The 21,524-nt window shown below is 63.5% G+C and carries 25 protein-coding genes and 2 tRNA genes; 17 read left to right on the top strand and 10 right to left on the bottom strand.

The annotated features are described in order from the left end of the window. Positions 1-13 precede the first annotated feature (13 nt). Positions 14-1,777, bottom strand: coding sequence for an arginine--tRNA ligase (gene argS, locus GJR96_RS03735; RefSeq protein WP_151161699.1), 1,764 nt, complete (start codon positions 1,775-1,777; stop codon positions 14-16). A 216-nt stretch (positions 1,778-1,993) separates the two neighbouring features. Between argS and GJR96_RS18590 the strand changes: the two genes are divergently transcribed. The 3 genes from GJR96_RS18590 (at position 1,994) to ribB (ending at position 3,848) form a co-directional block, all read left to right on the top strand. Beyond that, on the top strand, positions 1,994-2,146 hold the full coding sequence (locus GJR96_RS18590) for a DUF7563 family protein (RefSeq protein ID WP_449271776.1): 153 nt from the start codon (positions 1,994-1,996) through the stop codon (positions 2,144-2,146). A gap of 308 nt (positions 2,147-2,454) precedes the next feature. Beyond that, on the top strand, positions 2,455-3,168 hold the full coding sequence (locus GJR96_RS03730) for a DUF120 domain-containing protein (protein ID WP_151161698.1): 714 nt from the start codon (positions 2,455-2,457) through the stop codon (positions 3,166-3,168). Then, the gene (ribB, locus tag GJR96_RS03725) at positions 3,165-3,848 is read left to right on the top strand and encodes a 3,4-dihydroxy-2-butanone-4-phosphate synthase (protein WP_151161697.1); all 684 of its coding nucleotides are present in this window, start codon (positions 3,165-3,167) and stop codon (positions 3,846-3,848) included. Before GJR96_RS03730 ends, ribB begins: the two co-directional genes overlap by 4 nt. 30 nt (positions 3,849-3,878) lie before the next feature. On the opposite strand, the gene GJR96_RS03720 is transcribed toward ribB, so the two are convergent. Beyond that, positions 3,879-4,769, bottom strand: coding sequence for an NAD-dependent epimerase/dehydratase family protein (locus tag GJR96_RS03720; protein ID WP_151161696.1), 891 nt, complete (start codon positions 4,767-4,769; stop codon positions 3,879-3,881). A gap of 93 nt (positions 4,770-4,862) precedes the next feature. On the opposite strand from GJR96_RS03720, the gene GJR96_RS03715 reads away from it, so the two are divergent. Beyond that, on the top strand, positions 4,863-5,801 hold the full coding sequence (locus GJR96_RS03715; RefSeq protein WP_151161695.1) for a branched-chain amino acid transaminase: 939 nt from the start codon (positions 4,863-4,865) through the stop codon (positions 5,799-5,801). A gap of 51 nt (positions 5,802-5,852) precedes the next feature. On the opposite strand, the gene GJR96_RS03710 is transcribed toward GJR96_RS03715, so the two are convergent. Then, positions 5,853-6,494 carry a DUF502 domain-containing protein gene (locus GJR96_RS03710; RefSeq protein WP_151161694.1) on the bottom strand — a complete coding sequence of 214 codons (642 nt, stop codon included), beginning with the start codon at positions 6,492-6,494 and terminating at the stop codon, positions 5,853-5,855. 113 nt (positions 6,495-6,607) lie between these two features. Then, positions 6,608-7,447, bottom strand: coding sequence for a proline dehydrogenase family protein (locus GJR96_RS03705; RefSeq protein WP_151161693.1), 840 nt, complete (start codon positions 7,445-7,447; stop codon positions 6,608-6,610). A gap of 126 nt (positions 7,448-7,573) precedes the next feature. Between GJR96_RS03705 and GJR96_RS03700 the strand changes: the two genes are divergently transcribed. From GJR96_RS03700 to GJR96_RS03670, 7 genes are all read left to right on the top strand, one after another. Further along, positions 7,574-8,125, top strand: a complete 552-nt coding sequence (locus GJR96_RS03700) for a CDP-2,3-bis-(O-geranylgeranyl)-sn-glycerol synthase (RefSeq protein WP_151161692.1) — start codon at positions 7,574-7,576, stop codon at positions 8,123-8,125. Positions 8,126-8,323: 198 nt separating this feature from the next. Then, positions 8,324-8,572, top strand: coding sequence for a hypothetical protein (locus GJR96_RS03695; protein WP_151161691.1), 249 nt, complete (start codon positions 8,324-8,326; stop codon positions 8,570-8,572). Positions 8,573-8,641: 69 nt separating this feature from the next. Then, a complete protein-coding gene (gene pyrE / locus GJR96_RS03690) occupies positions 8,642-9,172 on the top strand; it encodes an orotate phosphoribosyltransferase (protein WP_151161690.1) in 531 nt (176 codons plus the stop codon). 90 nt (positions 9,173-9,262) lie between these two features. Further along, the gene (locus tag GJR96_RS03685; protein WP_151161689.1) at positions 9,263-9,976 is read left to right on the top strand and encodes a phosphoribosyltransferase family protein; all 714 of its coding nucleotides are present in this window, start codon (positions 9,263-9,265) and stop codon (positions 9,974-9,976) included. An 85-nt stretch (positions 9,977-10,061) separates the two neighbouring features. Further along, entirely contained in the window at positions 10,062-11,549 is a 1,488-nt protein-coding gene (locus tag GJR96_RS03680) for an NCS2 family permease (protein WP_151163894.1), read from the top strand. A 170-nt stretch (positions 11,550-11,719) separates the two neighbouring features. Next, the gene (locus GJR96_RS03675; RefSeq protein ID WP_151161688.1) at positions 11,720-13,126 is read left to right on the top strand and encodes an NCS2 family permease; all 1,407 of its coding nucleotides are present in this window, start codon (positions 11,720-11,722) and stop codon (positions 13,124-13,126) included. Positions 13,127-13,238: 112 nt separating this feature from the next. Next, complete coding sequence (locus GJR96_RS03670) at positions 13,239-13,493, top strand: glutathione S-transferase N-terminal domain-containing protein (RefSeq protein ID WP_151161687.1); 255 nt, start codon at positions 13,239-13,241, stop codon at positions 13,491-13,493. An 89-nt stretch (positions 13,494-13,582) separates the two neighbouring features. On the opposite strand, the gene GJR96_RS03665 is transcribed toward GJR96_RS03670, so the two are convergent. Both GJR96_RS03665 and GJR96_RS03660 read right to left on the bottom strand, forming a co-directional pair. Next, the gene (locus tag GJR96_RS03665; protein WP_151161686.1) at positions 13,583-13,933 is read right to left on the bottom strand and encodes an MmcQ/YjbR family DNA-binding protein; all 351 of its coding nucleotides are present in this window, start codon (positions 13,931-13,933) and stop codon (positions 13,583-13,585) included. Positions 13,934-14,018: 85 nt separating this feature from the next. Continuing rightward, a complete protein-coding gene (locus GJR96_RS03660) occupies positions 14,019-14,993 on the bottom strand; it encodes a transcriptional regulator (RefSeq protein WP_151161685.1) in 975 nt (324 codons plus the stop codon). 143 nt (positions 14,994-15,136) lie between these two features. On the opposite strand from GJR96_RS03660, the gene GJR96_RS03655 reads away from it, so the two are divergent. Then, entirely contained in the window at positions 15,137-16,405 is a 1,269-nt protein-coding gene (locus GJR96_RS03655) for a tRNA(Ile)(2)-agmatinylcytidine synthase (RefSeq protein WP_151161684.1), read from the top strand. A gap of 42 nt (positions 16,406-16,447) precedes the next feature. Here GJR96_RS03655 and GJR96_RS03650 read toward each other — a convergent pair whose 3' ends face one another. Next, the gene (locus GJR96_RS03650; RefSeq protein ID WP_151161683.1) at positions 16,448-16,897 is read right to left on the bottom strand and encodes a DUF7382 domain-containing protein; all 450 of its coding nucleotides are present in this window, start codon (positions 16,895-16,897) and stop codon (positions 16,448-16,450) included. 75 nt (positions 16,898-16,972) lie between these two features. On the opposite strand from GJR96_RS03650, the gene GJR96_RS03645 reads away from it, so the two are divergent. From GJR96_RS03645 to GJR96_RS03635, 3 genes are read left to right on the top strand one after another with little or no spacing between them, the layout of a single operon-like run. After that, positions 16,973-18,031 carry an ATP-binding protein gene (locus GJR96_RS03645; protein WP_151161682.1) on the top strand — a complete coding sequence of 353 codons (1,059 nt, stop codon included), beginning with the start codon at positions 16,973-16,975 and terminating at the stop codon, positions 18,029-18,031. A 21-nt stretch (positions 18,032-18,052) separates the two neighbouring features. Beyond that, positions 18,053-18,391 carry a fluoride efflux transporter FluC gene (locus tag GJR96_RS03640; RefSeq protein WP_151161681.1) on the top strand — a complete coding sequence of 113 codons (339 nt, stop codon included), beginning with the start codon at positions 18,053-18,055 and terminating at the stop codon, positions 18,389-18,391. Further along, positions 18,388-18,744, top strand: coding sequence for a fluoride efflux transporter FluC (locus GJR96_RS03635; protein WP_151161680.1), 357 nt, complete (start codon positions 18,388-18,390; stop codon positions 18,742-18,744). The genes GJR96_RS03640 and GJR96_RS03635 overlap by 4 nt, the downstream gene beginning before the upstream one ends. Before the next feature lie 13 nt (positions 18,745-18,757). Here GJR96_RS03635 and GJR96_RS03630 read toward each other — a convergent pair whose 3' ends face one another. From GJR96_RS03630 to GJR96_RS03620, 3 genes are all read right to left on the bottom strand, one after another. Next, entirely contained in the window at positions 18,758-19,114 is a 357-nt protein-coding gene (locus tag GJR96_RS03630; RefSeq protein ID WP_151161679.1) for a DUF952 domain-containing protein, read from the bottom strand. A 177-nt stretch (positions 19,115-19,291) separates the two neighbouring features. Further along, positions 19,292-19,364 (bottom strand) — tRNA-Asp (locus GJR96_RS03625). A gap of 30 nt (positions 19,365-19,394) precedes the next feature. Beyond that, positions 19,395-19,467, bottom strand: a tRNA-Asp gene (locus GJR96_RS03620). Between the two features lie 267 nt (positions 19,468-19,734). Here GJR96_RS03620 and GJR96_RS03615 point away from each other — a divergent pair. Further along, complete coding sequence (locus GJR96_RS03615; protein WP_151161678.1) at positions 19,735-19,962, top strand: DNA-directed RNA polymerase subunit H; 228 nt, start codon at positions 19,735-19,737, stop codon at positions 19,960-19,962. Continuing rightward, positions 19,959-21,524 (top strand): DNA-directed RNA polymerase subunit B'', encoded by a 1,566-nt coding sequence (locus tag GJR96_RS03610; RefSeq protein WP_151161677.1) that lies wholly within the window; start codon positions 19,959-19,961, stop codon positions 21,522-21,524. The genes GJR96_RS03615 and GJR96_RS03610 overlap by 4 nt, the downstream gene beginning before the upstream one ends.

Genomic DNA, 21,524 nt, shown 5'->3' with positions numbered 1-21,524 from the left:
TTTCAGCCCGTGTTCACATCGACTCGGGTGCTTCCACGCCGACGATAGCGAGTGCGTTAGCCACGGCGTTCCGCGCGGCTTTGACGAGTGCGAGGCGGGCGGCACCGACACCTTCGTCGGCGTCGAGTACCGGGCACTCGCGGTAGAAGGTGTTGAACACTTCCGCGAGTTCGCGGGCGTAAGTGGCGACTGCGTGAGGTTCGAGGTCGTCGGCCGCCGCTTCGACGACGGCGGGGAACCGTGCAATCGTACGGACGAGGTCACGTTCGGCCTCGGTCGTGAGGACAGACGGGTCGACGTTGGTGTCGTCGAGGCCGGCGTTGGCCGCCTCGTCGACGATGCCGCAGCAGCGTGCGTGGACGTACTGGATGTACGGTGCGGATTGGGCCTCGAAGTTGAGCGCTTGGTCCCACTCGAACGTGATGGTCTTCGTCGGTTGCTTCGAGACGATGTCGTAGCGGACAGCGCCGATACCGACCTGCCGGGCGATGCGGTCGATGTCGTCGTCGTCCAAGTCGTCGTCGCGGACGCGGCCTTCGAGGCGTTTTTCGACTTCGTCGCGGGCGCGCGAGACTGACTCGTCGAGCAGGTCGTCGAGCATGACGCCGGTTCCCTTCCGGGTGGACATCGTCTCGCCGCCGGGGAGGTTGACCCACGAGTAGATGACGTTCTCGAGTTTGTCCACGTCGTTGCCGAGGATGTCGAGGGCGGCACGGAGTTGGCCGGCCTGCAGTTTGTGGTCCTCACCGAGGACGGTCACGGCGCGGTCGTAGTTGTCGAACTTCCACTCGTGGTGGGCGAGGTCACGCGTCGTGTACAGCGACGTGTCGTCAGAGCGGAGGAACACGAGGTTCTTCTCGAACCCGTAGTCGTCGAGTTCGAGTTGCCACGCGTCTTCCTCGTAGACCGCGTACTCGGTCTCTTTGAGGCGGTCGGCGAGGTCACGGGTGCTCCCGTCGAACATGAAGCGCGTCTCTTTGACGAACTCGTCGAACTCGGCGGGGAGGCGTTCGAGGCACTCGCGCATGCCGCCGAGAACTTGGTCGACGACTTCTTCGACGCGCGCGTAGGTCTCTTCGTCGCCTTCTTCGATGCCCTGGAGAATCGCCGTAATCTCTTCTTCGGCGGCCTCGGCGTCCGCGGCGTCCGCGTCTTCGAGGTAGGCGTTGCCCTTCTGGTAGTACCGGACGAGGTCGTATTCGATGCGGTCACGGGCGGGTTCGCTGTCGAGGTCCTCCTCGTCGAACGTCTCGTAGGCCCACGTGAAGACGGCCATCTGGCGGCCGGCATCGTTCACGTAGTAGTGCCGCTCCACGTCGTTGCCGGCGAAGTCGAGCAAGTTGGCGACGGCGTCACCGATGACGGGGTTTCGAGTACGGCCGACGTGAACCGGTCCCGTCGGGTTCGCGCTCGTGTGTTCGACGACGACGCTGTCGCCGGTCGACGGAAGCCGACCGTACTCGGTGTCGGTGGCGGCCGAATCGAGCGTGTCGTCGTAGTAGGCATCGGTCACGTGGAAGTTCACGTACGGCCCTTGCGTATCGACCGCGGCGAGGTAGTCGTAGCCCTCGACGGATATCTCGTCGGCGATGTCGGCAGCGACGCTCGGCGGTGCGGCACCGACGACGCCGGCCAGTCGGAACGCGACGCTGGAGGCGAGGGTTGCAGGTACGTCCTCCGGTGGTTCCTCGACCCCGAGGTCGTCGGTGGGGAGGTCGAGCGACGAGAGCGCCGCAGAGAGCGCCGCCTCGACCTCCTCACGGAACTGTCTGAACATGTACGCGGATTCTCGGCAGGCGGCTAAAGGCCTTTCCGAACCGTCCGAGCACGGCCGTCCCTCTCGTCGCTCTCGGTGGAGGACTATCGTCTCAGCGCTCTCCATCGTCGATGAGACGGCACCGCACAGAGACACCTTACCAGTTAGGTAGTAGCGGTATATCCTGTGCGCTCCACGTATCTGTCGAGGCAGAACCCCACTGCCACCACCCCCACTATGAGTCAATGCAACCACTGCGATGCGTTCGTGTCGAGGAACTTCGTCCGCGTGTTCGGTGACGACGATGGCCGTGTCTACGCGTGCCCGAGGTGTTCGGCGAACGCCGGCATCTCCCAAATAAGTGCCGAGCGCAGGGCAGCAGAATCCTGATTCACCAGCACGACTGGACGACCCTCGACGCGTAGCCCTGGACCGACCGTTCCGAAAACAGCACCTGCTCCGCTGTGCCCGGCTCTCCTTGCCCATCCCACTCCCCGATTTTCCACTCTTAACTTCTGTGTCGAGAGAGGCTTCGGTCGGCACCTTCTCGATTCGGTAGACTGACCGACGGACTTACCACCGGTGCCCCGATAGTCACCACGTACGAAGTGTTCGGTGCCTCTGTCTGGCACCATCTCATTTCTGGAATGCATCTCATTTACGATACGCTTATGGGACGCGCGCTCGAACGCTGACGTATGTCAGAATCGGTAGTTGCTGCCACGGTCGGGTACGACGAGTTGGCCACACTGAAACTCGTCGCCCTCGACGGTGGCCGCTCCGGCCCAGTCAAAGTCTCCTGTTCGGGTCTCGCAGACAGACTGGGTGTCTCCAATCAGACGGCGTCACGTCGTCTCCAACGTCTCGAAGAGGCCGCCTTCGTCGACCGCGAAGTCGTCTCGGACGGACAGTGGGTCACCGTCACCGACGACGGTGAGTCCGCCCTCCGACGCGAGTACGCCGACTACCAGCGAATCTTCGAGACGCCTTCTGTCGTCGTCCTTGACGGCGAAGTCACGGGCGGGATGGGCGAGGGTCGCCACTACATCTCGCTTCTGGGGTACATGGAACAGTTCACAGAGCGACTAGGTTACGAACCGTTCCCGGGGACGCTGAACGTCCGTCTCGACGACGACGCGGTCCGTTCTCGTGCGGGCATGTCTGCCCTCGACGCGGTTCCCATCGACGGGTGGGAAGACGACGAGCGAACCTTCGGTCCGGCGACGTGCTACGCCGCCGCCATCGACGTGGACGGCGACACCTACGACCCGGTCCACATCATCGTGCCCGAGCGAACCCACCACGACGAGTCGCAACTGGAGATTATCGCGCCGGACAAACTCCGTGACGTACTGGACCTCGAAGATGGCGACAGCATCACCGTCTGCGTCGAGGAGGCCGAGTTCGAATGAGTCGTTCCGCCGAGAGCGACTACGACAGCGTCGAACGCGTCCTCGACGCGTTCCGCGCGGGCGAACCGGTTCTCATTCACGACTTCGACGACCGGGAAGGCGAGGTCGACCTCGTCTATCCCGCTGGTGCCGTCACCCCCGCCGATGTCGCGCGCATGCGCAACGACGCCGGTGGTCTCGTCTGCGTCGCCCTCCCGGACGACGTGGCCGAGACGCTCTCGTTACCCTTCATGGACGACGTGCTGAACCACCCCGCCGCGAGTTCCCACGACCTCGGATACGACTCTCGGTCGTCGTTCTCGTTCACGGTGAACCACCGTGACTCCTTCACTGGCATCACCGACCGGGACCGCGCGATGACTATCTCTCGTCTCGCGCCCGTCGCCGAGTCGACGCGCCTCGGTGACTACGACGCCGACGACTTCGGGACCGAGTTTCGCGCACCCGGCCACGTCCACTTGCTCCGCGGCGCGCCGAACCTCCTCGACGACCGACAGGGCCACACCGAACTCGGATTAGCCCTCGCCGACGAGGCGGACGTCCCACCCGCCGTCGTCGTCTGTGAGATGCTCGACGACGAGAGCGGTGCGGCACTCCCGAAGGCCACTGCGCGCGACTACGCGACCCGACACGACTTGGCGTTCGTCGACGGCGAACGACTGGTCGACGCGCTTCGCTGACTCGACCCATCTCGGACTCCCGACTTTTCTTCAGACGCGTTCGTCGCGCCACGACCACTCGGGTACCCACCCGAGCATCTCCTGTGCTTTCTCTGTCGAGACGAGTGACTGGTGTCCCGAGAGAGGTGTCCGAACCCCGGCGTCTGGATACACCTCCTGAGCAATCTTCGCCGACTCGACTGTCGTCGACGTGTCGTCTGCTGCCGCCCAGAACACTTCGTGTCCTTCGAAGTCTGCCTCGATAGCCCGACGGACCAGTCTCGCGGCATCCTCCCGGCCGAGGTAGGCAAACAGGGTGTTTCTGGCCGTGTGGAAGACACCGTCGTCGCGGAGTCCGGCGAGCGTCCGGTCGCGTTCGGCGAACGCCTCTCGTGCCTCCGCTGTACTCGGCATCCACGGGAAGCGGAGACTCGCGATTGTCGTCGGCGCGTCGCTGCGGCGGGCGAACCCCGTCGCCGTCTCTTCAGCGATGTACTTTCCCAGTCCGTACGGATTCGACGGGGTTGCGCGGTGTGACTCGTCGATGGGAAGATAATCGATTCGCGCGGGGTCAGGTTCGAACGACCCGCCGTTTGCGCTCATGCTCGACGCGATGGCGACGTTCTCGATGTCGAGGGCCGCCGCCGCTTCGAGGACGACGTAGGTCGATTGGACGTTACTCTCGAAGACGCGGTGGCCGGGGTCGTGGTCGGGCGTCGAGATGGTCCCGAGGTGGACGATGGCGTCGGCCTCGACGGACGCGAGTGCCGCGACGAGGTCACCGGGGTCGGTCGCACTCACGCGGACGTCGTTGTCTGCGCGGTCCGACCCACCGCTCCGACTGAGGTTGGTCACTGTGTACCCGTGGGCCTGGAGGTGGCTGACGACAGTTGGTCCGAGTCTTCCCGTACCGCCGGTGACGGCGACAGATTCGAGTGACATACTATGGAAATACTGACAGGTAACCATAGATTCCCGGGGGACGCGGTGGCCGGTTCGTCATGATTTTAGAGGGGGGCCACCGAAGGGCCTTACATGGGATTTGACGACATGGACGTGTCCACGATTTGGATGAACGGCGAATACGTGGACTGGGACGACGCGCAGATTCACGTCCTCTCGCACGGACTTCACTACGGCACGGGTATCTTCGAGGGTGTTCGCGCCTACGACACCGACCGCGGCCCGGCTATCTTCCGCTGGGAAGAACACCTCGAGCGCCTCTACAACTCCGCGAAGCCGTACAACATGGACATCGACTACACGCCCGAGGAACTCACCGAGGCGACCATCGAGGTCATCAAGCGCAACGACCTCGACGGGTGTTACATCCGCCCCATCGCCTACTACGGCTACGATTCGCTCGGCGTGAGTCCCCAGGACAACCCGACCGATATCGCCATCGCGGCGTGGCCGTGGGGAACCTACCTCGGCGAAGACGCCCTCGAAAACGGCGTCGACGTGATGGTCTCGTCGTGGCGCAAGCACGCCTCCAGCCAGATTCCGACGAACGCGAAGACGACCGGTCTCTACGTGAACTCCCTTCTCGCCGGAGAAGAGGCCCGCCGCAACGGCTACGTCGAAGCAATCGTCCTGAACAAGGAAGGCAACGTCGCCGAAGGCCCCGGTGAGAACCTCTTCATGGTCCGTGACGGCAAAATCCTCACGCCCGGTCTCTCCCAGAGCATCCTCGACGGCATCACCCGCGACACCGTCATCACGCTCGCCCGCGAACGTGGCTACGAAGTCGACGACAGCGCCGTCATCAGCCGTGGCGAACTCCACACGGCCGACGAACTGTTCTTCACCGGTAGCGCCGCAGAAGTCACGCCCATCCGGAAGGTGGACAACGTCGTCATCGGCGAGGGGACGCGCGGTCCAGTCACCGAGGAACTCCAGACCGCCTTCTTCGACCTCGTGGAGCGTCGCACCGACGACCACGAAGAGTGGTTCACCTACGTCGACGAACAGTAGACGACGACCACTGTATCTTCATTTTTGCCCGTCGCGACTCGCGCAGAGTCCCTACTCGTTGACGACTGGCCCGTCGTTCGTCGTTCCGTCGTTCGTCGTTCCATCGGTCGACTCTTCGGTCACTTCGATGCTGTACTCGTTGATGTGGTCCTGTTCGGCGAACCCGGCAGAGAGGACACGCGTGAGCGCTTCTTCGACTTTCTCGCCGGTCTCTTCGATGTCGTCGGGGTCGACTTCCATCACGAAGCCGGTGGTGATGTTCGGTGCAGTCGGCATGAAGATGATTTCCCTGCCGTCTGCGGTCTTCTTCCCGGTCTTGAACGCGGTCATCCGGATGCCCGGCCACGTCTCCAGACGGACCGGTTTCTGGAGGTCTTCGGTACCGGTGAGTGCGGTTTCGACGGCGAGTTTAGAAGCGTTGTAGACGATTCGGACGAGTGGGACTTTGTTCATCATCGTGTCGAGTCCGGATTCGAGCAACCGGCCGACAGTCGTCCGCATCAGGTAGCCCACCGAGAGGACGAGCATCAAGAACACGATGATAGCGATGAAGAAGCCGTAGGGTGGTTGGATGTTCTCGATTATCGGGAGCTTGACGATACTATTGTACAAGATAGACAGGACGTACAGGATGACGAGAAGCGGAACGAGGACCACGAGTCCGCTTGCGAAGTCACGTCTCCACGAGGACATTGATACGCGAAGTGTGAACCTGTGGGCTTAAGGGGATTTCTAGTACGGTTCGTCCTGCCGATACTCGGTGCAACGCTCCAGAAACCGCCCGGCGAGGCGAAAACCCGACGCTCTCAGATACCGACGACTGCTCGCAGGGCGAAGAGCGCGTTCTCCTTACGCTCGCGCACGCGACGATAGAAGTACTGGAACCACTTGCCGCCGTAGGGTGCGTACTGCCACACGCGAACGCCCTCGGCGGCGAGTTCGCGCTGTGCATCCTCGCGGACGCCCATGAGCATCTGTACCTCGTAGTCTCGGTCGTACTCGGCGGCGAGTTCGCGCGCGGCGGCTATCATCTTCGGGTCGTGACTGCCGACGGCGATGCCACCGACGTACTCGTCGAAGAGGAACTCGAGCAGTTCCGTGTACACCTCGTCCACCTTCGACTTCTTCTTGTGCGCGATGGCCGCGGGTTCGTCGTACGCGCCCTTCACGAGTCGAATCTTGCCGGGAACGTCCGCCAAGCGCTCCAGGTCGTCGGGCGTGCGTTTCAGGTTCGCCTGCACGCACAGGCCCATGCCGCCGTCGAACTCGCGGGCGAGTTCCTCGAAGGCGTCGAGCGTCACGTCCGTCGTCTCGTGGTCTTCCATGTCGCACCAGAGGAACACGTCGTGTTCGTCCGCCGCCTCGGCGATGCGGCGGTAGTTCTCTTCGAACACCTCGTCGCCCACGTCGAGGCCGATTTGGGAGGGCTTGACCGAGACGCACGCGTCGAGACCTGTCGAGGCGATGTCTTCGACTAACTCGACGTACACGTCGGCGTCCTCGTCGGCGGGTCCGCGTTCGTGGTAGTGCTCGCCGAGCAGATTCAAGATGACCGCCACGCCGTCGTCGTTCATCTGTCGCGCGTGGTCGAGCGCTGCCGCCGCGGACTCACCCGCGACGAACTTGCTCGCGATGGGCGGAATCATATCGAAAGATTACGACCGTCTGGTAATCAGACTTCTCATCCGCTGTCTCCGCTAATCGCGTGACACCGACGCCACTGGCTCGAACGAATCGTCGGAACTTACAGTCCTCCCGTTTGACGTACCGGTATGGCCGTCTCTCTCGCCGCACTCGTCGTCACCGCCTTCTGGGTGATGTTGCCTGCGTACGTTCCGAACAACGCCGCCGTCCTCGCTGGCGGGGGCCGCCCCATCGACGGCGGTCGGACGTGGGGTGGACGGCGCATCCTCGGCGATGGAAAGACGTGGCGTGGGACTGCTGCTGGAACGCTCGCGGGGATGGTGCTCGCCGTCGTCCTCAACGTCCTCGAACCGAGTGTGTCTGGACTCGTCGGAATCGACCTGCCGACGTTCCCGCTCACTGCCGGGTTCGGTCTCGCACTCGGCGCGATGCTCGGCGACATCGGCGCGTCGTTCCTGAAGCGACGCTCGGGTCGCGAACGCGGTGCCGCCTTCCCCGGCCTCGACCAACTCGACTTCGTCGTCGGCGCACTCGTCTTCGCGTTCGTCGCCGCGCCCGCGTGGTTCACGGCGACGTTCACGCTCCCCGTCCTCGTCGTCGTCCTCGTGATAACGCCAATTCTCCACGTCGTCACCAACGTCGGTGCGTACCTGCTTGGGTTGAAGAACGAGCCCTGGTAGTCGGCACTCCGCCTTTCTTTTCGGGGGTCATCGGCGACGGCTCCGCCGTCGCCTCAAACCCCCGGAAGAAAGCTGGACCAAAGAGAAGAGCCGCAAGAACTCGCTTCGCTCGTCTTGCGGTACAGTGCCGGTGTCTTCTTGCCCCACGTCTCGAACCGACACACCCACAATGCCCGGTTGTGTCACGACGAACACACGATGAGTCTACTCTTGGAACTCTTGGGGTCTCTCTTCACCGGTGCCATCGAAATCTTCGTCATCGACGAGGCACTGGACCAGAAGACGGCAAAGCGGCAACTGTGGGTCGCCCGACTCGCCGTAGCGAGTATCGTCGTCGTCTCCGCGGCACTGGTCTGGACGGCCACCTCGCCCCTTCGGTGGGTCGGTGCGGTCGTTGGCCTCCTCGCAGTCGTCTACGGGGTGTACGCAGAACTCCGCTACCGCTGAGTCGAACGCGTGGGTCCGCCCACCCGAACCGTCCCGCTTAAGCGCCTCTGTGATACCTCTCGAAACAAGATGGCGAACTCAGAACTCATCGCGGCGCTTCGCGACGCCGACGCGGTCCAGTTCGGTGAATTCGAACTCTCCCACGGCGGCACGTCCAGCTACTACGTCGACAAGTACCTCTTCGAGACCGACCCCCGGTGTCTGAAACTCATCGCCGAGGCGTTCGCCGAGGTCGTCGCAGACGACGACAAACTGGCGGGTGTCGCCCTCGGTGCAGTCCCGCTCGTGGCCGCAACGTCCGTCGAGACGGGCAAGCCCTACGTCATCGCCCGGAAGAAGGCCAAGGAGTACGGCACGGCCAAGCGCATCGAAGGTGCGCTGGAGGAAGGCGAACACGTCGTCGTCCTCGAAGACATCGCGACGACCGGCCAGAGCGCCGTGGACGCCGTCGAGGCACTCCGTGAGGCGGGTGCCGTCGTGGACCGCGTCGTCGTCGTCGTCGACCGCCAAGAGGGTGCAGACGAACTGCTCGCCGAGCACGATATCGAACTCCAGTCGCTCCTCACCGCCGAGGACCTACTCGCCGACGCCGACAGCTAAGCACGTTCGTGCCTAATACACGCCTGTGACTAATTCACGCACAGAAAGCAATCGAAGTATTCATTTTTGTGCAAGCACGAACGCGAAGGCATGAACAGAGCAGAGAAGGCCGCACTCCAGTTACAGGCAGTCTCCGTACTCCGGATGCTCAAAGAGACCCGGACGTACGACGAACTCGCCGAGTTGACTGGGTTGCCGGCCGGCGACCTCAACCGCTACGTCAACGGGCACGTCTTGCCCGGTGTCGAACGCGCCCGTGAGGTCGTCGAAGGAGTCGGACGCGACGCACTCGCGGACGAACTGGAGGCCCGCGTTCGCTTCGACGACGAAGGGTACGTCGACAACTCGGACGTCGTCTTCGACCAGTCGTTCCTCGACCTTGTGGCCCCCGTCGCGGCGAACACGCTCGGGTTCGAACGCCCTGACGTGGTCTTGACCGCCGCGACCGACGGCATCACCCTCGGTGCCGCGATGGCGAGTTACTTCGGTGCCCGTCTCGCGTACGCGAAGAAGTCCAAAGAGACCGCCGTCGAGGAATTCATCGAGTCCCGTCAGCGCCTCGCCTCCGGTATCGAACTGACGTACTACCTCCCCGCCAGCGCCATCGACGCCGGCGAACGCGTCCTCGTCGTGGATGACCTCATCCGCTCCGGTGAGACGCAGGAACTCCTCTTAGATATCGCCCTGCAAGCCGACGCGAACATCGCCGGCGTCTTCGCCCTCATCGCCGTCGGCGACGAAGGAACCAGCCGTGCCCGTGAACTCACGGACGCGCCGGTCGGCGCACTCAGCATCTTCGAGTAACGGCGACACACCCCACGCGGCCGGGGATTTCAGTATCCTTTTCACCCAGTTTCGCATCGACCCGACGGGTTACGATATGGATTGGATGCAGCACGTAGACGAGAGCGTCGGCCTCGCCGGCGTGGCCGACTCCCTCGGGTCGTACTTCGACTTCGAGGCGCACGACACGACGCTTCGAACCGAAGTGCTGGCGGGTCTCACGACGTTCCTGACGATGTCCTACATCGTCGTTGCCAACCCGGCCATCCTCGCGGGTGTCGCGGGCGCGAAACCGGGCATCGTGCTTCCGGGGTACGAGGTAGGAACGGTCCAGCAGATGCTGGCCGTCGTCACCATCCTCTCGGCCGCAATCGGAACGCTCGTCATGGCACTCTACGCGAAGCGACCGTTCGCACAGGCACCGGGGATGGGTATCAACGCGGTGTTCGCCTTCACCGCAGTGGGTGCACTCGGGATTCCGTGGCAGACAGCGCTCGCCGCCGTCTTCGTGGAAGGGGTGCTCTTCGTGGCCCTCACGGCACTCGGCGCACGGAAGTACATTCTCCGACTCTTCCCAGAACCGGTCAAACTCTCCGTCGGGACCGGTCTGGGCCTCTTCTTGGCTATCATCGGACTCCAAGAGATGCGCGTCGTCGTCGACGACCCGGCGACACTGGTGGGCCTCGGCAACGTCGCCTCGGACCCGATTGCTATCCTCTCGGTCGTCGGACTGTTCCTCACGTTCGGCCTCTACGCGCGCGGCACCCGCGGTGCAATCGTCCTCGGTATCCTCGGTACGACGGCACTCGGGTGGGTCGTGACGCAACTCGGCCTCGTCGGAGTCAACACAGGACTCGTCGTCGCCGCCGCGACCACCCCCGTCTCGCTCCCCGTCGTGGGGACGTTCGACCTCGTCGTCCCCGGTGCTGCCGCGGGCGCGACGTACGATATCTCGCCCATCGCCGGGTCGTTCGTCGGCGGATTCTCGCGAATCGACCCCGTCTCGTTCGCCCTCGTCGTCTTCGTCCTGTTCTTCGTGGACTTCTTCAACACCGCCGGCGCACTGACCGGCGTCGGACAGGCCGCCGGGTTCCTCGACGACGATGGCGACCTGCCCGAGGTGGAGAAACCACTCATGGCCGACGCCGTGGCGACCACCGCCGGCGGCGCACTCGGCACGTCGCCCGTGACGACCTACATCGAGTCGGCAACCGGTGTTCAGGAGGGTGGCCGAACCGGGATGACTGCGCTCGTCGTCGCACTCTTGTTCCTCGTGGCGATTCCACTCGTCCCGCTCGTGGCGGCGATTCCGCTCTTTGCCTCGCACATCGCCGTCGTCGTCATCGGCGTCGTGATGCTCCAGAACGTGGTCGATATCGACTTCGACGACACCGCGTCGCTCGTTCCGGCGGGACTCACCATGCTCGTGATGCCCTTTACGTACTCTATCGCCTACGGCATCGCCGCGGGCATCGTCTCGTACCCACTCGTGAAGGTGGCCGTCGGCGACGCCGAAGACCTCCGACCCGGCCATTGGGCCCTCGCGGCGGCGTTCGTCGCCTACTTCGTCGTCCGTTCCGGTGGTCTCTCGTGATAGTGCACTAACAAGACTGTCCTTTTTCCAGGCCTATCCCGACCGTAAGTAGTCACGGGCGTGTTGGTAGCCTTGCTCAAACCCACGCGTTAATGCACGAACTTGTATATATTTTCTCTGGAGATGGTAATGCTTATGTGTGCAATCGTGGGTATGCTTAGTCGTGCATCATGGGGCTCTCTGAAACCCTCGCAAATTACTTCGACGTGCATAAACACGGGTCCTCGGTCGGGACCGAAATCATCGCCGGCATCACGACGTTCCTGACGATGTCCTACATCGTCGTCGTCAACCCTGCCATCATGACGGGTATCCCGGACGCGAAACCGGGCGTCATCATCTCCGGATTCGGTCCGGGGCAGGTCCAGTCGATGCTCGCGGTCGTAACCATCCTCGCTGCCGTCGTCGCCACACTCGTGATGGCGTTCTACGCCAATCGACCGTTCGCGCAAGCGCCCGGTCTCGGGCTGAACGCCTTCTTCGCGTTCACCGTCGTCGGTGCGCTCGGCGTCTCGTGGCAGACGGCACTCGCCGCCGTCTTCGTCGAGGGTCTCGTCTTCATCGCCCTCACCGCTGTCGGCGCGCGTGAAGCCATCATCAAGGTGTTCCCGCAACCGGTCAAGATGGCTGTCGGGACCGGTATCGGCCTGTTCTTGACCATCATCGGCCTGCAAGCGATGGGCATCGTCGTCAACGACCCGGCGACCCTGCTCACGCTCGGTAACCTCGCGTCCAACCCGGTCGCAATCGTCTCGGTCGTCGGCCTGTTCCTCACGTTCGGCCTCTACGCCGCGGGTATCCCCGGGTCGATCATCATCGGCATCGCCGGCACCTCGATTCTCGGGTGGGCGCTCACCACGTTCGGTGTCGTCTCTCCCGAGGCCGGCCTCGTCGCTGGCTCTTCGGCCGCAACCTACGACATCACGCCCCTCGCCGGTGCGTTCATCTCCGGCTTTGGCGGCATCGAGGCGTTCAGTTTCGCCCTCATCGTCTTCACGTTCTTCTTCGTGGACTTCTTCGACACCGCGGGCACCCTCGTCGGTGTCGGGCAGGCCGCTGACTTCCTCGACGAAGACGGCAACCTCCCTGACATCGACAAGCCGCTCATGGCCGACGCAGTCGGAACCACCGTGGGTGCCATGCTCGGTACCTCCACGGTCACGACCTACATCGAGTCCGCGACGGGTGTCGAAGAGGGCGGCCGCACCGGCCTGACGGCACTCGTCGTCGCACTCTTGTTCCTCGCGTCGCTCGCGCTCATCCCCCTCGCGACCGCAGTTCCCCTCTACGCGTCGCACATCGCGCTCGTCGTCATCGGCGTCGTGATGCTCCGCAACGTCGTCGACATCGAGTGGGACAACCTCTCTCACACGATTCCGGCCGGTATGACCATCCTCATCATGCCGTTCACCTACTCCATCGCCTACGGCATCGCGGCGGGCATCGTCTCGTACCCCCTCGTGAAAGTCGCCTCCGGCGAGTACGACGACATCAGCGCGGGCCAGTGGGCCCTCGCCGTCGCGTTCTTTATCTACTTCGTCGTCCGGACCTCCGGCATGCTGCAAGCGCAGGTCTGAGGCGGCAAGCGCTCGCGGTCTCTCAGTTCGGCCGCTTCAGCGCCTCTTCGCATTGCATCGCCGACACACAGCTCCGTCGCCCTTTTCATTTCGGCTTCCATACCAACGGCTGATGTCAAACCTCATCCTCTACGAGGTATCGGGCTGTCCGTTCTGTATCAAGGTCAGAAACAAACTCGCCGAACTCGACTTGGAGTACGAGTCGCGGATGGTTCCTCGCGCCCACCACGAACGGACCGAAGTCAAAGAGATTAGCGGGCAAACCGGTGTGCCCGTGCTCGTCGACGAAGAAAACGACGTCGAGGGAATGCCCGAGAGCAGCGATATCGTCCAGTACCTCGAAGAGACCTACGGGTCGGCAGCGTAATCTCGCTCGAACGAAGTGCGGCCCAGTGGTACCGCACTTCCCGCCACGAACGACGCCAGTGACGCTCTCTTTTCCGCTGTTCGACGCACCTACGCTTTTCTGCGGTGTGCCGTCTCGTAACTCGCCCGAAGCGCGTCGGTAAGTTCACGAACCCGATTCGGTTCGATGTCGACTGTCGCCCACGACCCGACGAGTCGGCCGTTCGCCTCGAACGGGAGGATTCGATGGTGCTCTGCGACGGCGACGCGGGCGTCGTCCGGGAGCGACGTGAACGAAAGCCCTTGCTCGGATACCACGGCAAACAGCGTCCCGTTCGCCCGGAACGATGGCTTTCCGAACATCGTCGTCCGCTCTACGTCCGGCCACGACTCGACGACTCGCAGGACTGCTGCGGCGAGTGACTCCACTTCCGCCCGCGACGCCTCTCTCGACTTCGCCATACCGGTGGCTACGCTGGGAGTCACGATAATTCTGCGCGCCGAGGGACGTCGTGTGCGAGGGTGTCGCCGCGTGCGATACCCGCCGTCAGATTTCGGCCGGGTCGCGGGCGCGTTCTCGAATCAGGTCGCGAATCTCGTCGGGGTCGTTGATGTCGGCGAGTTCCTCGCAACTGACGATGCCGGTCCCATCGACCGACTCGCGCTTTTGATTCTCTTCGACGAAGTACACAGAGCGCGTGCGCGTAATCTCACCCAGTGACGACATAATCTGTGCGCGCTTCTCGGCACTCCGGGTGAACGGCGAGTGGCCGGTGAGGACGTTCGTCTTCTTGCGCCGCCCGGCGTCTTCGCTCACGGCTTTGAACGGTGCGCGGGACGTTGGATGGACGGTAAATCCCGCCTGCGTGAGGACCGAGACGACGTGTTCGTCGTCCGGGTCTGCCGCCGGGTCGTCCGGCGTCGGTTCGGCGTCGCGCACGTCTTCGGCACCTTCCAGCACGTCGACCGGGTTCGAGAAGGGTCGGTCGAACAACTCTTCGAGTTGAATCGCGACTTCGATACTCGCGTTCATCCCGCTTTCGTACTTCGAGACGGTCCGGCGAGAGACGCCGAGTTCGGTCGCGAGGCGGCCGAGGCTCCAGCCGCGTTCTTTGCGTTCCTCGGCGAGGATGTCGCCGTCGATGCTCACGTAGAGGCCACCGGGCGCGGCGTAGATGAGCGGTGGGACGCCCTCGACGAACATATCCATCGCGGAGTCGGGGTTCAACACCGGCACGCCGTGACGGAAGTAGACGACGCCGGGTTTGAGGTCCTCGTCGCGGGTGCGAAGGCCGACGACGAGGGGCGTCGCGTCGAGGTACGACCCGAGTCGGCGCATCTCTGCGCCGGTGACGCCGTCGAACGCGTCGATGTTCCCCAGTATCTTGAGGAGCAACAGGTCCTCACCCCTCCGGGCGGCGAGGTCGAAGCTCTTCGGCCGGATGGCGATACGGTCGCTCACGACGAAGCCCGCGTCTTGGAGCATCGCGGCGACGTTACCAACCAGCGCTGACCGGGACATAGGGGGCAATAAGTGATTCGGCCCATAAAGCGTTTTCCCCGGATATCGCCGCCCTCGCGGACTCGTCTCCCTTTCTTCGCACGCATTTATATAGTCGTCACCGACCCGAAAGGCGTTACTTCACCCTTCGGCTATCTCCGGCGATGACGGTCATCGGCCTCGACGACACCGACTCCCGTACTCTCGGGATGTGTACGACCTACCTCGCGACGCTGGTCGCCGAGAGTATCGAGGCGCACGGTGGGACCGTCGAACGACGACTCCTCGTCCGATTGAACCCCGCTGTGGAGCACAAGACGCGCGGAAACGCCGCCTTGGCTATCCACACCGACCTCCCGGCGGGAACGGCTTTCGACGTAGCGAGCGCCGAACTCGACCGGTGGGCGATTGCGGACGACGACCGGACCAGTCCGGGCCTCGTCGTCGCACCGGGGTCGCCCGACACCGTCTCGACTGCCGTGGCCGACTTCGCACGCGACGCCATCCGCGACTTCCACGACGTGGACGACGCAGAAACGCTGGCCTCCGTGTCGGGGTTCCTGAGCGAGGGGTGGCACGGTGGTCGTGGCCGAATCGGTGCACTCGCCGCCGTCGGCGCGTGGGCGGCCTTCGACGAGTGGACGTACGAACACATCTCCTACCGGGAGTTCCACCGCTGCGGAACCTCGCGTGAGGTGGATATCGACTCCGTCTTCGAGGCGGCCGATGCCGCGTACCCGGCGGCGTGGGACACGGTCGACCACGGCGAGGGCGAAGCAGTCTGCGTTCCCAACGCCCCCGGTCCGATTCTCCACGGTATCCGCGGCGACGACCCGGACGTGGTCCGCGAGGTTGCCGAGGCAATCGAGTCCGAACCCGTCGACCGGTCGGCGACGTTCCTCACGAATCAGGGCAGCGACGCGCACTTACGCGAGGGGTCGCTCTCGGCCCTCCGAGACGGCCGAGCGTATCGGACGACAGGAACTGTCGCCTCGGCCCCTGAAACTCGGACTGGTGGCCACGTCTTCTTCGACCTCGAAGCAGACGACTCAGAAGTCACGATGGCCGCGTTCGAACCGACGAAGCGCTTCCGGAATCGGGTTCGGTCACTCCGCGTCGGTGACCGCCTCACGGTCTGTGGCGAGGTAACCGAGGGAACGCTCAAACTGGAGAAGTTCGCGGTCCGTGACCTCGTTCGGACAGAACCTGCGACACCCGTCTGTCCCGACTGTGGTCGCACGATGAAGAGCGCAGGTCGCAACCAAGGCTACCGGTGTCGCGATTGTGGCACCGACGCGCCCGGAAAGGTCGAGCGTCCGGTCGAACGTGACCTCGAAACCGGGTGGTACGAAGTACCGCCGTGTGCCCGCCGGCACATCGCGAAACCGCTCGTTCGCGGTGGGTTCGACGCACCGACGCACCCCGAGCGCTGAGGACGCACACGCGGTCGGTTCACGACTCAATGGGCCAGCACCTCACCCCTGCACGACGAGGATGTTCGTGTTCTCGCGACGGTCCACGAACGAACTTCCTGCGGGTGGTTTCACGTCGACGACGAGTGTGCCGTCTTCGCGATTGGCAGCGAGGTCAGGGTCGAGCGAAATCGTCGCCGTCCCCCCGTCGTCAGTCTCCGCCCTCGGAATACCGTCGTCACCGAGTTCGGCGGTGCCGGATTTCACGATGACTGTCGCGCCTTCGACCGGGTTGCCCTCGTGGTCGACGACGGTGAACGTCAGGTCCCGTTCGCCCGGTTCGACGACATCGGGCGACGGTTTCACGTCGAGTTCTGAGGTGGCGAGACCCTGCACGCCAGAGAGCATGTTGAGCATGACACTCATGCTGGCGACGCCGACGACGAGTGCGACGACGAGACGAACTGGCAGACCTTCGATGGCGCGCGTATCCGAGCGGAACACTTCGAGCATAGCCCGTCTGGCCGCGGTTTCGTATATAAACTCTCGTCCCGAGGTTCAAGTTACATTCCGCGGCCACCAGTCGCCATGCACGTCATCGGCCGCACCACTGATTCGGACGAACCAACGGGCCCAGCCTGTCGGTTCGGGTTCTACCGCGCACGCGACGGGAGTGATGGCGCACCCGTCGAACTCGACGTCAATCACCCGCACGCGGCTATCGTCGTCGGCAAACGCGGGAGCGGAAAGTCACACACACTCGGCGTCGTCGCCGAAGGATTGGCCCACGCTGACGGCGTCGCACCAGTCGTCGTTGACCCGATGGGCGTCTTCACCGGCCTCGAAGATGCACCTGTCGGGGCGACGGTCCACCGTTCGCCGTTGGTTCGTGCCGACGCACTCCCACCGAGTGCGTGGCCCAACCTTCTCGGCCTCGACCCGACAGGACCGGTGGGGTCGCTCGTCTGGCAACTCGCCGCCAGCGAGGACTCACTCGCGGGGATGCGCGACGCAGTGGCAGACGCCGACGCGTCGGAAGCAACGAGACGTGCGGCGACGAACCATCTCTCACTCGCCGACTCGTGGGACGTGTTCGACCCCGACGGACTGGACCCCACTGACCTCTGTGGCCCTGAACCGGACGTCCTCGACCTCTCGGAGATGGACTCGATACCCGCGAGCGCCGTGGTCCGGGTCGTCGCTCGTGGACTGTACGACGCCCGTCTCACGGCGTCAGTCGGTCGGATTCCGTGGGTACTGGTGGACGAAGCCCACGCGTTCGTCGGCAACACCGCCGAACCTGCGCTTCGGACACTTCTCACGCGTGGGCGCGCACCGGGCGTCGGCATCGTGCTGGCGACCCAGCGACCCTCCGCGCTCCCCGACGTGGCACTCTCGCAGGCCGACCTTCGAATCGTCCACCGACTCACCGCCGGCCCCGACGTGTCGGCGATGGCCGCCGCCGACCCGACGTACTTCGCCGAGTCGGTGGCGTCTCGACTCCCCACCGAGCGCGGGTGTGCACTCGTCGTCGACGACACGACGGAGTCGGTTCACGACGTTCGCGTGCGCTCGCGTGAGACGTCAGACGGGGGTGCAAGCCCGACGGCCGCCTCGTCGCGCGTCGCTTCCGAAACCATAGAGTAACCTCTCCGGGTGAGGGACGGTATGGACCGTTCGGAACTGGCGTTGGTCGCCGTTGGTGGCTTCTTCGGGGCGACGTTGCGCTTTCTCGTCGCCGTCGGCATCCCCGGAACCGGCGGGACACTCGTCGTGAACGTCCTCGGGAGTTTCGTCCTCGGGACGTTCGTCACCACCGTCTCCTCACGCCGGGTGCAGTTGCTCTTCGGGACGGGTCTGCTCTCGTCGTTTACCACCTACAGTACCTTCGCTGTTCAGACGGCCGAACTGACGATGACGGGCGGACTGCTCAACGTCGGCGCGAACTACGTCCTCGGATTTAGCGCCGCAGCACTGGGTCTCTTCGTCGGAGGGAAGAAACTGTGACTCTCTCGTTTTCGTCCGTGGTGCTCGTCGGCGTCGGCGGCATGCTCGGCGCACTCTCCCGGCACGTCGTGGACCAACAAATCGTCGGTAAGTGGAGCACCTTTACGGTCAACGTCCTCGGGAGCATCGCGCTTGGGTTCGTCGTGACTGCGCCAGTGGGTGACGCGACGGCGACGCTCGCTGGAACGGGATTCTGCGGCGCATTTACGACGTTCTCGTCGTTCGCGGTGGGTGTCGCTGAACTCCTCGACGTGGGTGACTATCGGACGGCGGCACGGTACGCCTTCGGCACGTTGCTGGCGGCGTTGGTTGGAGTAGCGATTGGTGGGGCGATGGGCGGGATTGTTGGGTGAGGCAGTCAGCCCTTCACCGCGACTCGTAGTTTAGCATCCCATCTGGAAGGCGAAAGCCGGTCTCGTCTCGGACGAATTCGAACGAATCGACGACTGCACCGAGCGTCAGCGGGCCGTAGACGTGCGGAAACGCGCTTCCACCGTCTTCGTTTGTTTCGTACCGGACGGGTGATTCTAAACGTGATTCGTCCAGTAACAGGAGCACCCACTCGTCGCGGTGTGCGTGGGCCACGTCGGCGACGACGACGATTTGCCCCGGTTTCGAACAGTGGACGAACCCTTGTTCGCTGAGTGAGTTGGGTCGATACTCTCCCGTCTGTTCGAAGGTGTCCCAGTCCGACGGGGAGAGCATGTGGACGATGTGGGCCATGCATCATCTGCCGATTGGTGAGTACTAGTTTCCCCGCCCACGCTCGCTTCGCTCGCGTGACCTCACTCGCAACGCTTCGCGTTGCTCGCTGGTTCAAATCCCTTTGTCTGGGCGTTTACAGCACGTAGGGGCACGACGCGACGAGACGCATCGCTTGGCCTGTAACGTTCGGAAAAGCGCCCGAGGCGGGATTTGAACCCGCGTCACGACCGTGACAGGGTCGTATGATGGGCCACTACACCACCCGGGCTTACTGAAGTGAGTTGTCGGATACGGAGAGCGCCCGAGGCGGGATTTGAACCCGCGTCACGACCGTGACAGGGTCGTATGATGGGCCACTACACCACCCGGGCCCTCCGTCTGCACTCATTCGTAGCCGAGGTTTATAGATAAGACTTACCATCTGATTTGCCCATGGCCCGCGGTACCGCGATTCTTGCCCCGAAGACATTTATATCGAGATACCCCATGCCAATACGTGACGATTCGCGCATCTCCGGTGCGTGACCTCCGATAGCCTCGCCTTTCTTCGACGCAGTTAACAAGTGTTAAATGGATGGCTGCCAAAATCTGCCGTAGTATCCCGTGACAGCTTCTTCCAGCACCCAGCAGCACCATACATGGTAGACGTAAGCCAACACACACTGGTTCCAGAACACACGGTTCTCGACGACGAGGAAGTCGAGAGTGTGTTACAGGAGTACAACGTCGTGAAGACGAATCTCCCGAAGATCAAGCGGAAAGACCCGGCGCTCCCCGACGACGCAGAGCCCGGTGACGTCATCAAGATCGTCCGGAATTCGCGAACGACCGACAAAGCAGTCGTATATCGACTGGTGATCGAATGAACCGACAAGCACGACGCGAAGTCTCTCGTAAGTACTTCTCAGAAGAACGGCTCGCAGAACACCACTTCCGCTCTTTCAACGCCTTCCTCGAACGCGGCATGTCCGAAGTCGTCGAGGAGAAGGCAACCATCGAGACCGACATCGGTGACAAAGAGGGCGAAGAGCCGGTCTACGTCGAACTCGGTGGCGTCCGCGTGGAGACGCCCCGCGTCCGCGAGGCCGACGGTTCCGAGGAACTGCTCTTCCCGCAGGAAGCGCGCCTGCGCAACATCACCTACTCCGCCCCCGTGTTCATGGAGATGTCCATCGTCCGCGGCGGCGAAGAAGAAGAGGAAGTCGTCGTCGACACCGCCGAGACGAAGGTCGGTCGGATGCCCATCATGGTCGGCTCCTCGAAGTGTAACATCGCCGAACTCTCCGACGAGGACCTCGTCGAAATCGGTGAAGACCCCGTCGACCCCGGCGGCTACTTCATCGTCAACGGGTCCGAGCGCGTGCTCATGACCTCGGAGGACCTGGCACCCAACAAGATTCTCGCCGAGTACGACACGAAGTACGGCGACGAGATTCAGGTCGCAAAGACCTTCAGCCAGCGCCGCGGCTACCGCGCCCTCGTTCTCTGTGAGCGCAACCGCGAAGGACTCCTCGAAGTGTCGTTCCCGTCTGTCTCCGGGAGCGTCAACTTCGTCACGCTCGTTCGCGCACTCGGACTCGAATCCGACGAGGAAATCGTCCACCGCGTCTCCGACGACCCGGAGATTGTGAAGTTCATGCTCGAAAACCTCGAAGAGGCCGACGTTCAGACCCAAGAACAGGCCATCGAGGCACTCGGGAAGCGCGTCGCCGGCGGGCAGGGTAAGAACTACCAGCTGAAGCGCGCCAACTACGTCATCGACCGCTACCTCCTTCCGCACCTCCACGAAGAAGGTGCCGAAGAAGAGGAAGTCCGCATGAACAAGGCGTACTACCTCTGCCGCATGGCCGAGGCGTGTTTCGAACTCGCACTCCAGCGCCGCGAGTCCGACGACAAAGACCACTACGCCAACAAGCGCCTCAAGGTCTCCGGCGACCTGATGAAGGACCTCTTCCGGACGGCGCTCAACAAACTCGCACGTGACGTGAAGTACCAGCTCGAGCGCGCGAACATGCGTAACCGCAACCTCACGGTCAACACCGTGGTTCGGTCCGACGTGCTCACGGAGCGCCTCGAACACCCCATCGCGACGGGGAACTGGGTTGGTGGCCGCTCCGGCGTCTCCCAACTCGTCGACCGCACCGACTACATGGGTGTGCTGTCTCACCTGCGCCGCCTTCGCAGTCCGCTGTCGCGCTCCCAGCCTCACTTCGAGGCGCGCGACCTGCACGCGACCCAGTGGGGTCGCATCTGCCCCTCGGAGACCCCGGAAGGGCCGAACTGTGGACTGGTGAAGAACTTCGCGCAGGCGATGGAGCTCTCCCAGAACGTCGAAGACGAACAGGCACTGAAACGAGAACTCGCGTCGATGGGTGTCGAGGGTATCCCCGGCATCGACAGCATCGACGCCACACCCGCAGACGACTAA

Source organism: Haloferax litoreum, from assembly GCF_009674605.1.
GTDB classification, from domain to species: domain Archaea; phylum Halobacteriota; class Halobacteria; order Halobacteriales; family Haloferacaceae; genus Haloferax; species Haloferax litoreum.
The sequence above is the reverse complement of the archived record's forward strand: the minus strand, read 5'-3'. Positions and strand labels throughout refer to the sequence as shown.

Bases quoted from the DNA above. Each gene is read 5' to 3' on its own strand.
- argS (WP_151161699.1), bottom strand. From the start codon at position 1,777: ATGTTCAGACAGTTCCGTGAGGAGGTCGAGGCGGCGCTCTCTGCGGCG.
- GJR96_RS18590 (WP_449271776.1), top strand. From the start codon at position 1,994: ATGAGTCAATGCAACCACTGCGATGCGTTCGTGTCGAGGAACTTCGTC.
- GJR96_RS03730 (WP_151161698.1), top strand. From the start codon at position 2,455: ATGTCAGAATCGGTAGTTGCTGCCACGGTCGGGTACGACGAGTTGGCC.
- ribB (WP_151161697.1), top strand. From the start codon at position 3,165: ATGAGTCGTTCCGCCGAGAGCGACTACGACAGCGTCGAACGCGTCCTC.
- GJR96_RS03720 (WP_151161696.1), bottom strand. From the start codon at position 4,769: ATGTCACTCGAATCTGTCGCCGTCACCGGCGGTACGGGAAGACTCGGA.
- GJR96_RS03715 (WP_151161695.1), top strand. From the start codon at position 4,863: ATGGGATTTGACGACATGGACGTGTCCACGATTTGGATGAACGGCGAA.
- GJR96_RS03710 (WP_151161694.1), bottom strand. From the start codon at position 6,494: ATGTCCTCGTGGAGACGTGACTTCGCAAGCGGACTCGTGGTCCTCGTT.
- GJR96_RS03705 (WP_151161693.1), bottom strand. From the start codon at position 7,447: ATGATTCCGCCCATCGCGAGCAAGTTCGTCGCGGGTGAGTCCGCGGCG.
- GJR96_RS03700 (WP_151161692.1), top strand. From the start codon at position 7,574: ATGGCCGTCTCTCTCGCCGCACTCGTCGTCACCGCCTTCTGGGTGATG.
- GJR96_RS03695 (WP_151161691.1), top strand. From the start codon at position 8,324: ATGAGTCTACTCTTGGAACTCTTGGGGTCTCTCTTCACCGGTGCCATC.
- pyrE (WP_151161690.1), top strand. From the start codon at position 8,642: ATGGCGAACTCAGAACTCATCGCGGCGCTTCGCGACGCCGACGCGGTC.
- GJR96_RS03685 (WP_151161689.1), top strand. From the start codon at position 9,263: ATGAACAGAGCAGAGAAGGCCGCACTCCAGTTACAGGCAGTCTCCGTA.
- GJR96_RS03680 (WP_151163894.1), top strand. From the start codon at position 10,062: ATGCAGCACGTAGACGAGAGCGTCGGCCTCGCCGGCGTGGCCGACTCC.
- GJR96_RS03675 (WP_151161688.1), top strand. From the start codon at position 11,720: ATGGGGCTCTCTGAAACCCTCGCAAATTACTTCGACGTGCATAAACAC.
- GJR96_RS03670 (WP_151161687.1), top strand. From the start codon at position 13,239: ATGTCAAACCTCATCCTCTACGAGGTATCGGGCTGTCCGTTCTGTATC.
- GJR96_RS03665 (WP_151161686.1), bottom strand. From the start codon at position 13,933: ATGGCGAAGTCGAGAGAGGCGTCGCGGGCGGAAGTGGAGTCACTCGCC.
- GJR96_RS03660 (WP_151161685.1), bottom strand. From the start codon at position 14,993: ATGTCCCGGTCAGCGCTGGTTGGTAACGTCGCCGCGATGCTCCAAGAC.
- GJR96_RS03655 (WP_151161684.1), top strand. From the start codon at position 15,137: ATGACGGTCATCGGCCTCGACGACACCGACTCCCGTACTCTCGGGATG.
- GJR96_RS03650 (WP_151161683.1), bottom strand. From the start codon at position 16,897: ATGCTCGAAGTGTTCCGCTCGGATACGCGCGCCATCGAAGGTCTGCCA.
- GJR96_RS03645 (WP_151161682.1), top strand. From the start codon at position 16,973: ATGCACGTCATCGGCCGCACCACTGATTCGGACGAACCAACGGGCCCA.
- GJR96_RS03640 (WP_151161681.1), top strand. From the start codon at position 18,053: ATGGACCGTTCGGAACTGGCGTTGGTCGCCGTTGGTGGCTTCTTCGGG.
- GJR96_RS03630 (WP_151161679.1), bottom strand. From the start codon at position 19,114: ATGGCCCACATCGTCCACATGCTCTCCCCGTCGGACTGGGACACCTTC.
- GJR96_RS03615 (WP_151161678.1), top strand. From the start codon at position 19,735: ATGGTAGACGTAAGCCAACACACACTGGTTCCAGAACACACGGTTCTC.
- GJR96_RS03610 (WP_151161677.1), top strand. From the start codon at position 19,959: ATGAACCGACAAGCACGACGCGAAGTCTCTCGTAAGTACTTCTCAGAA.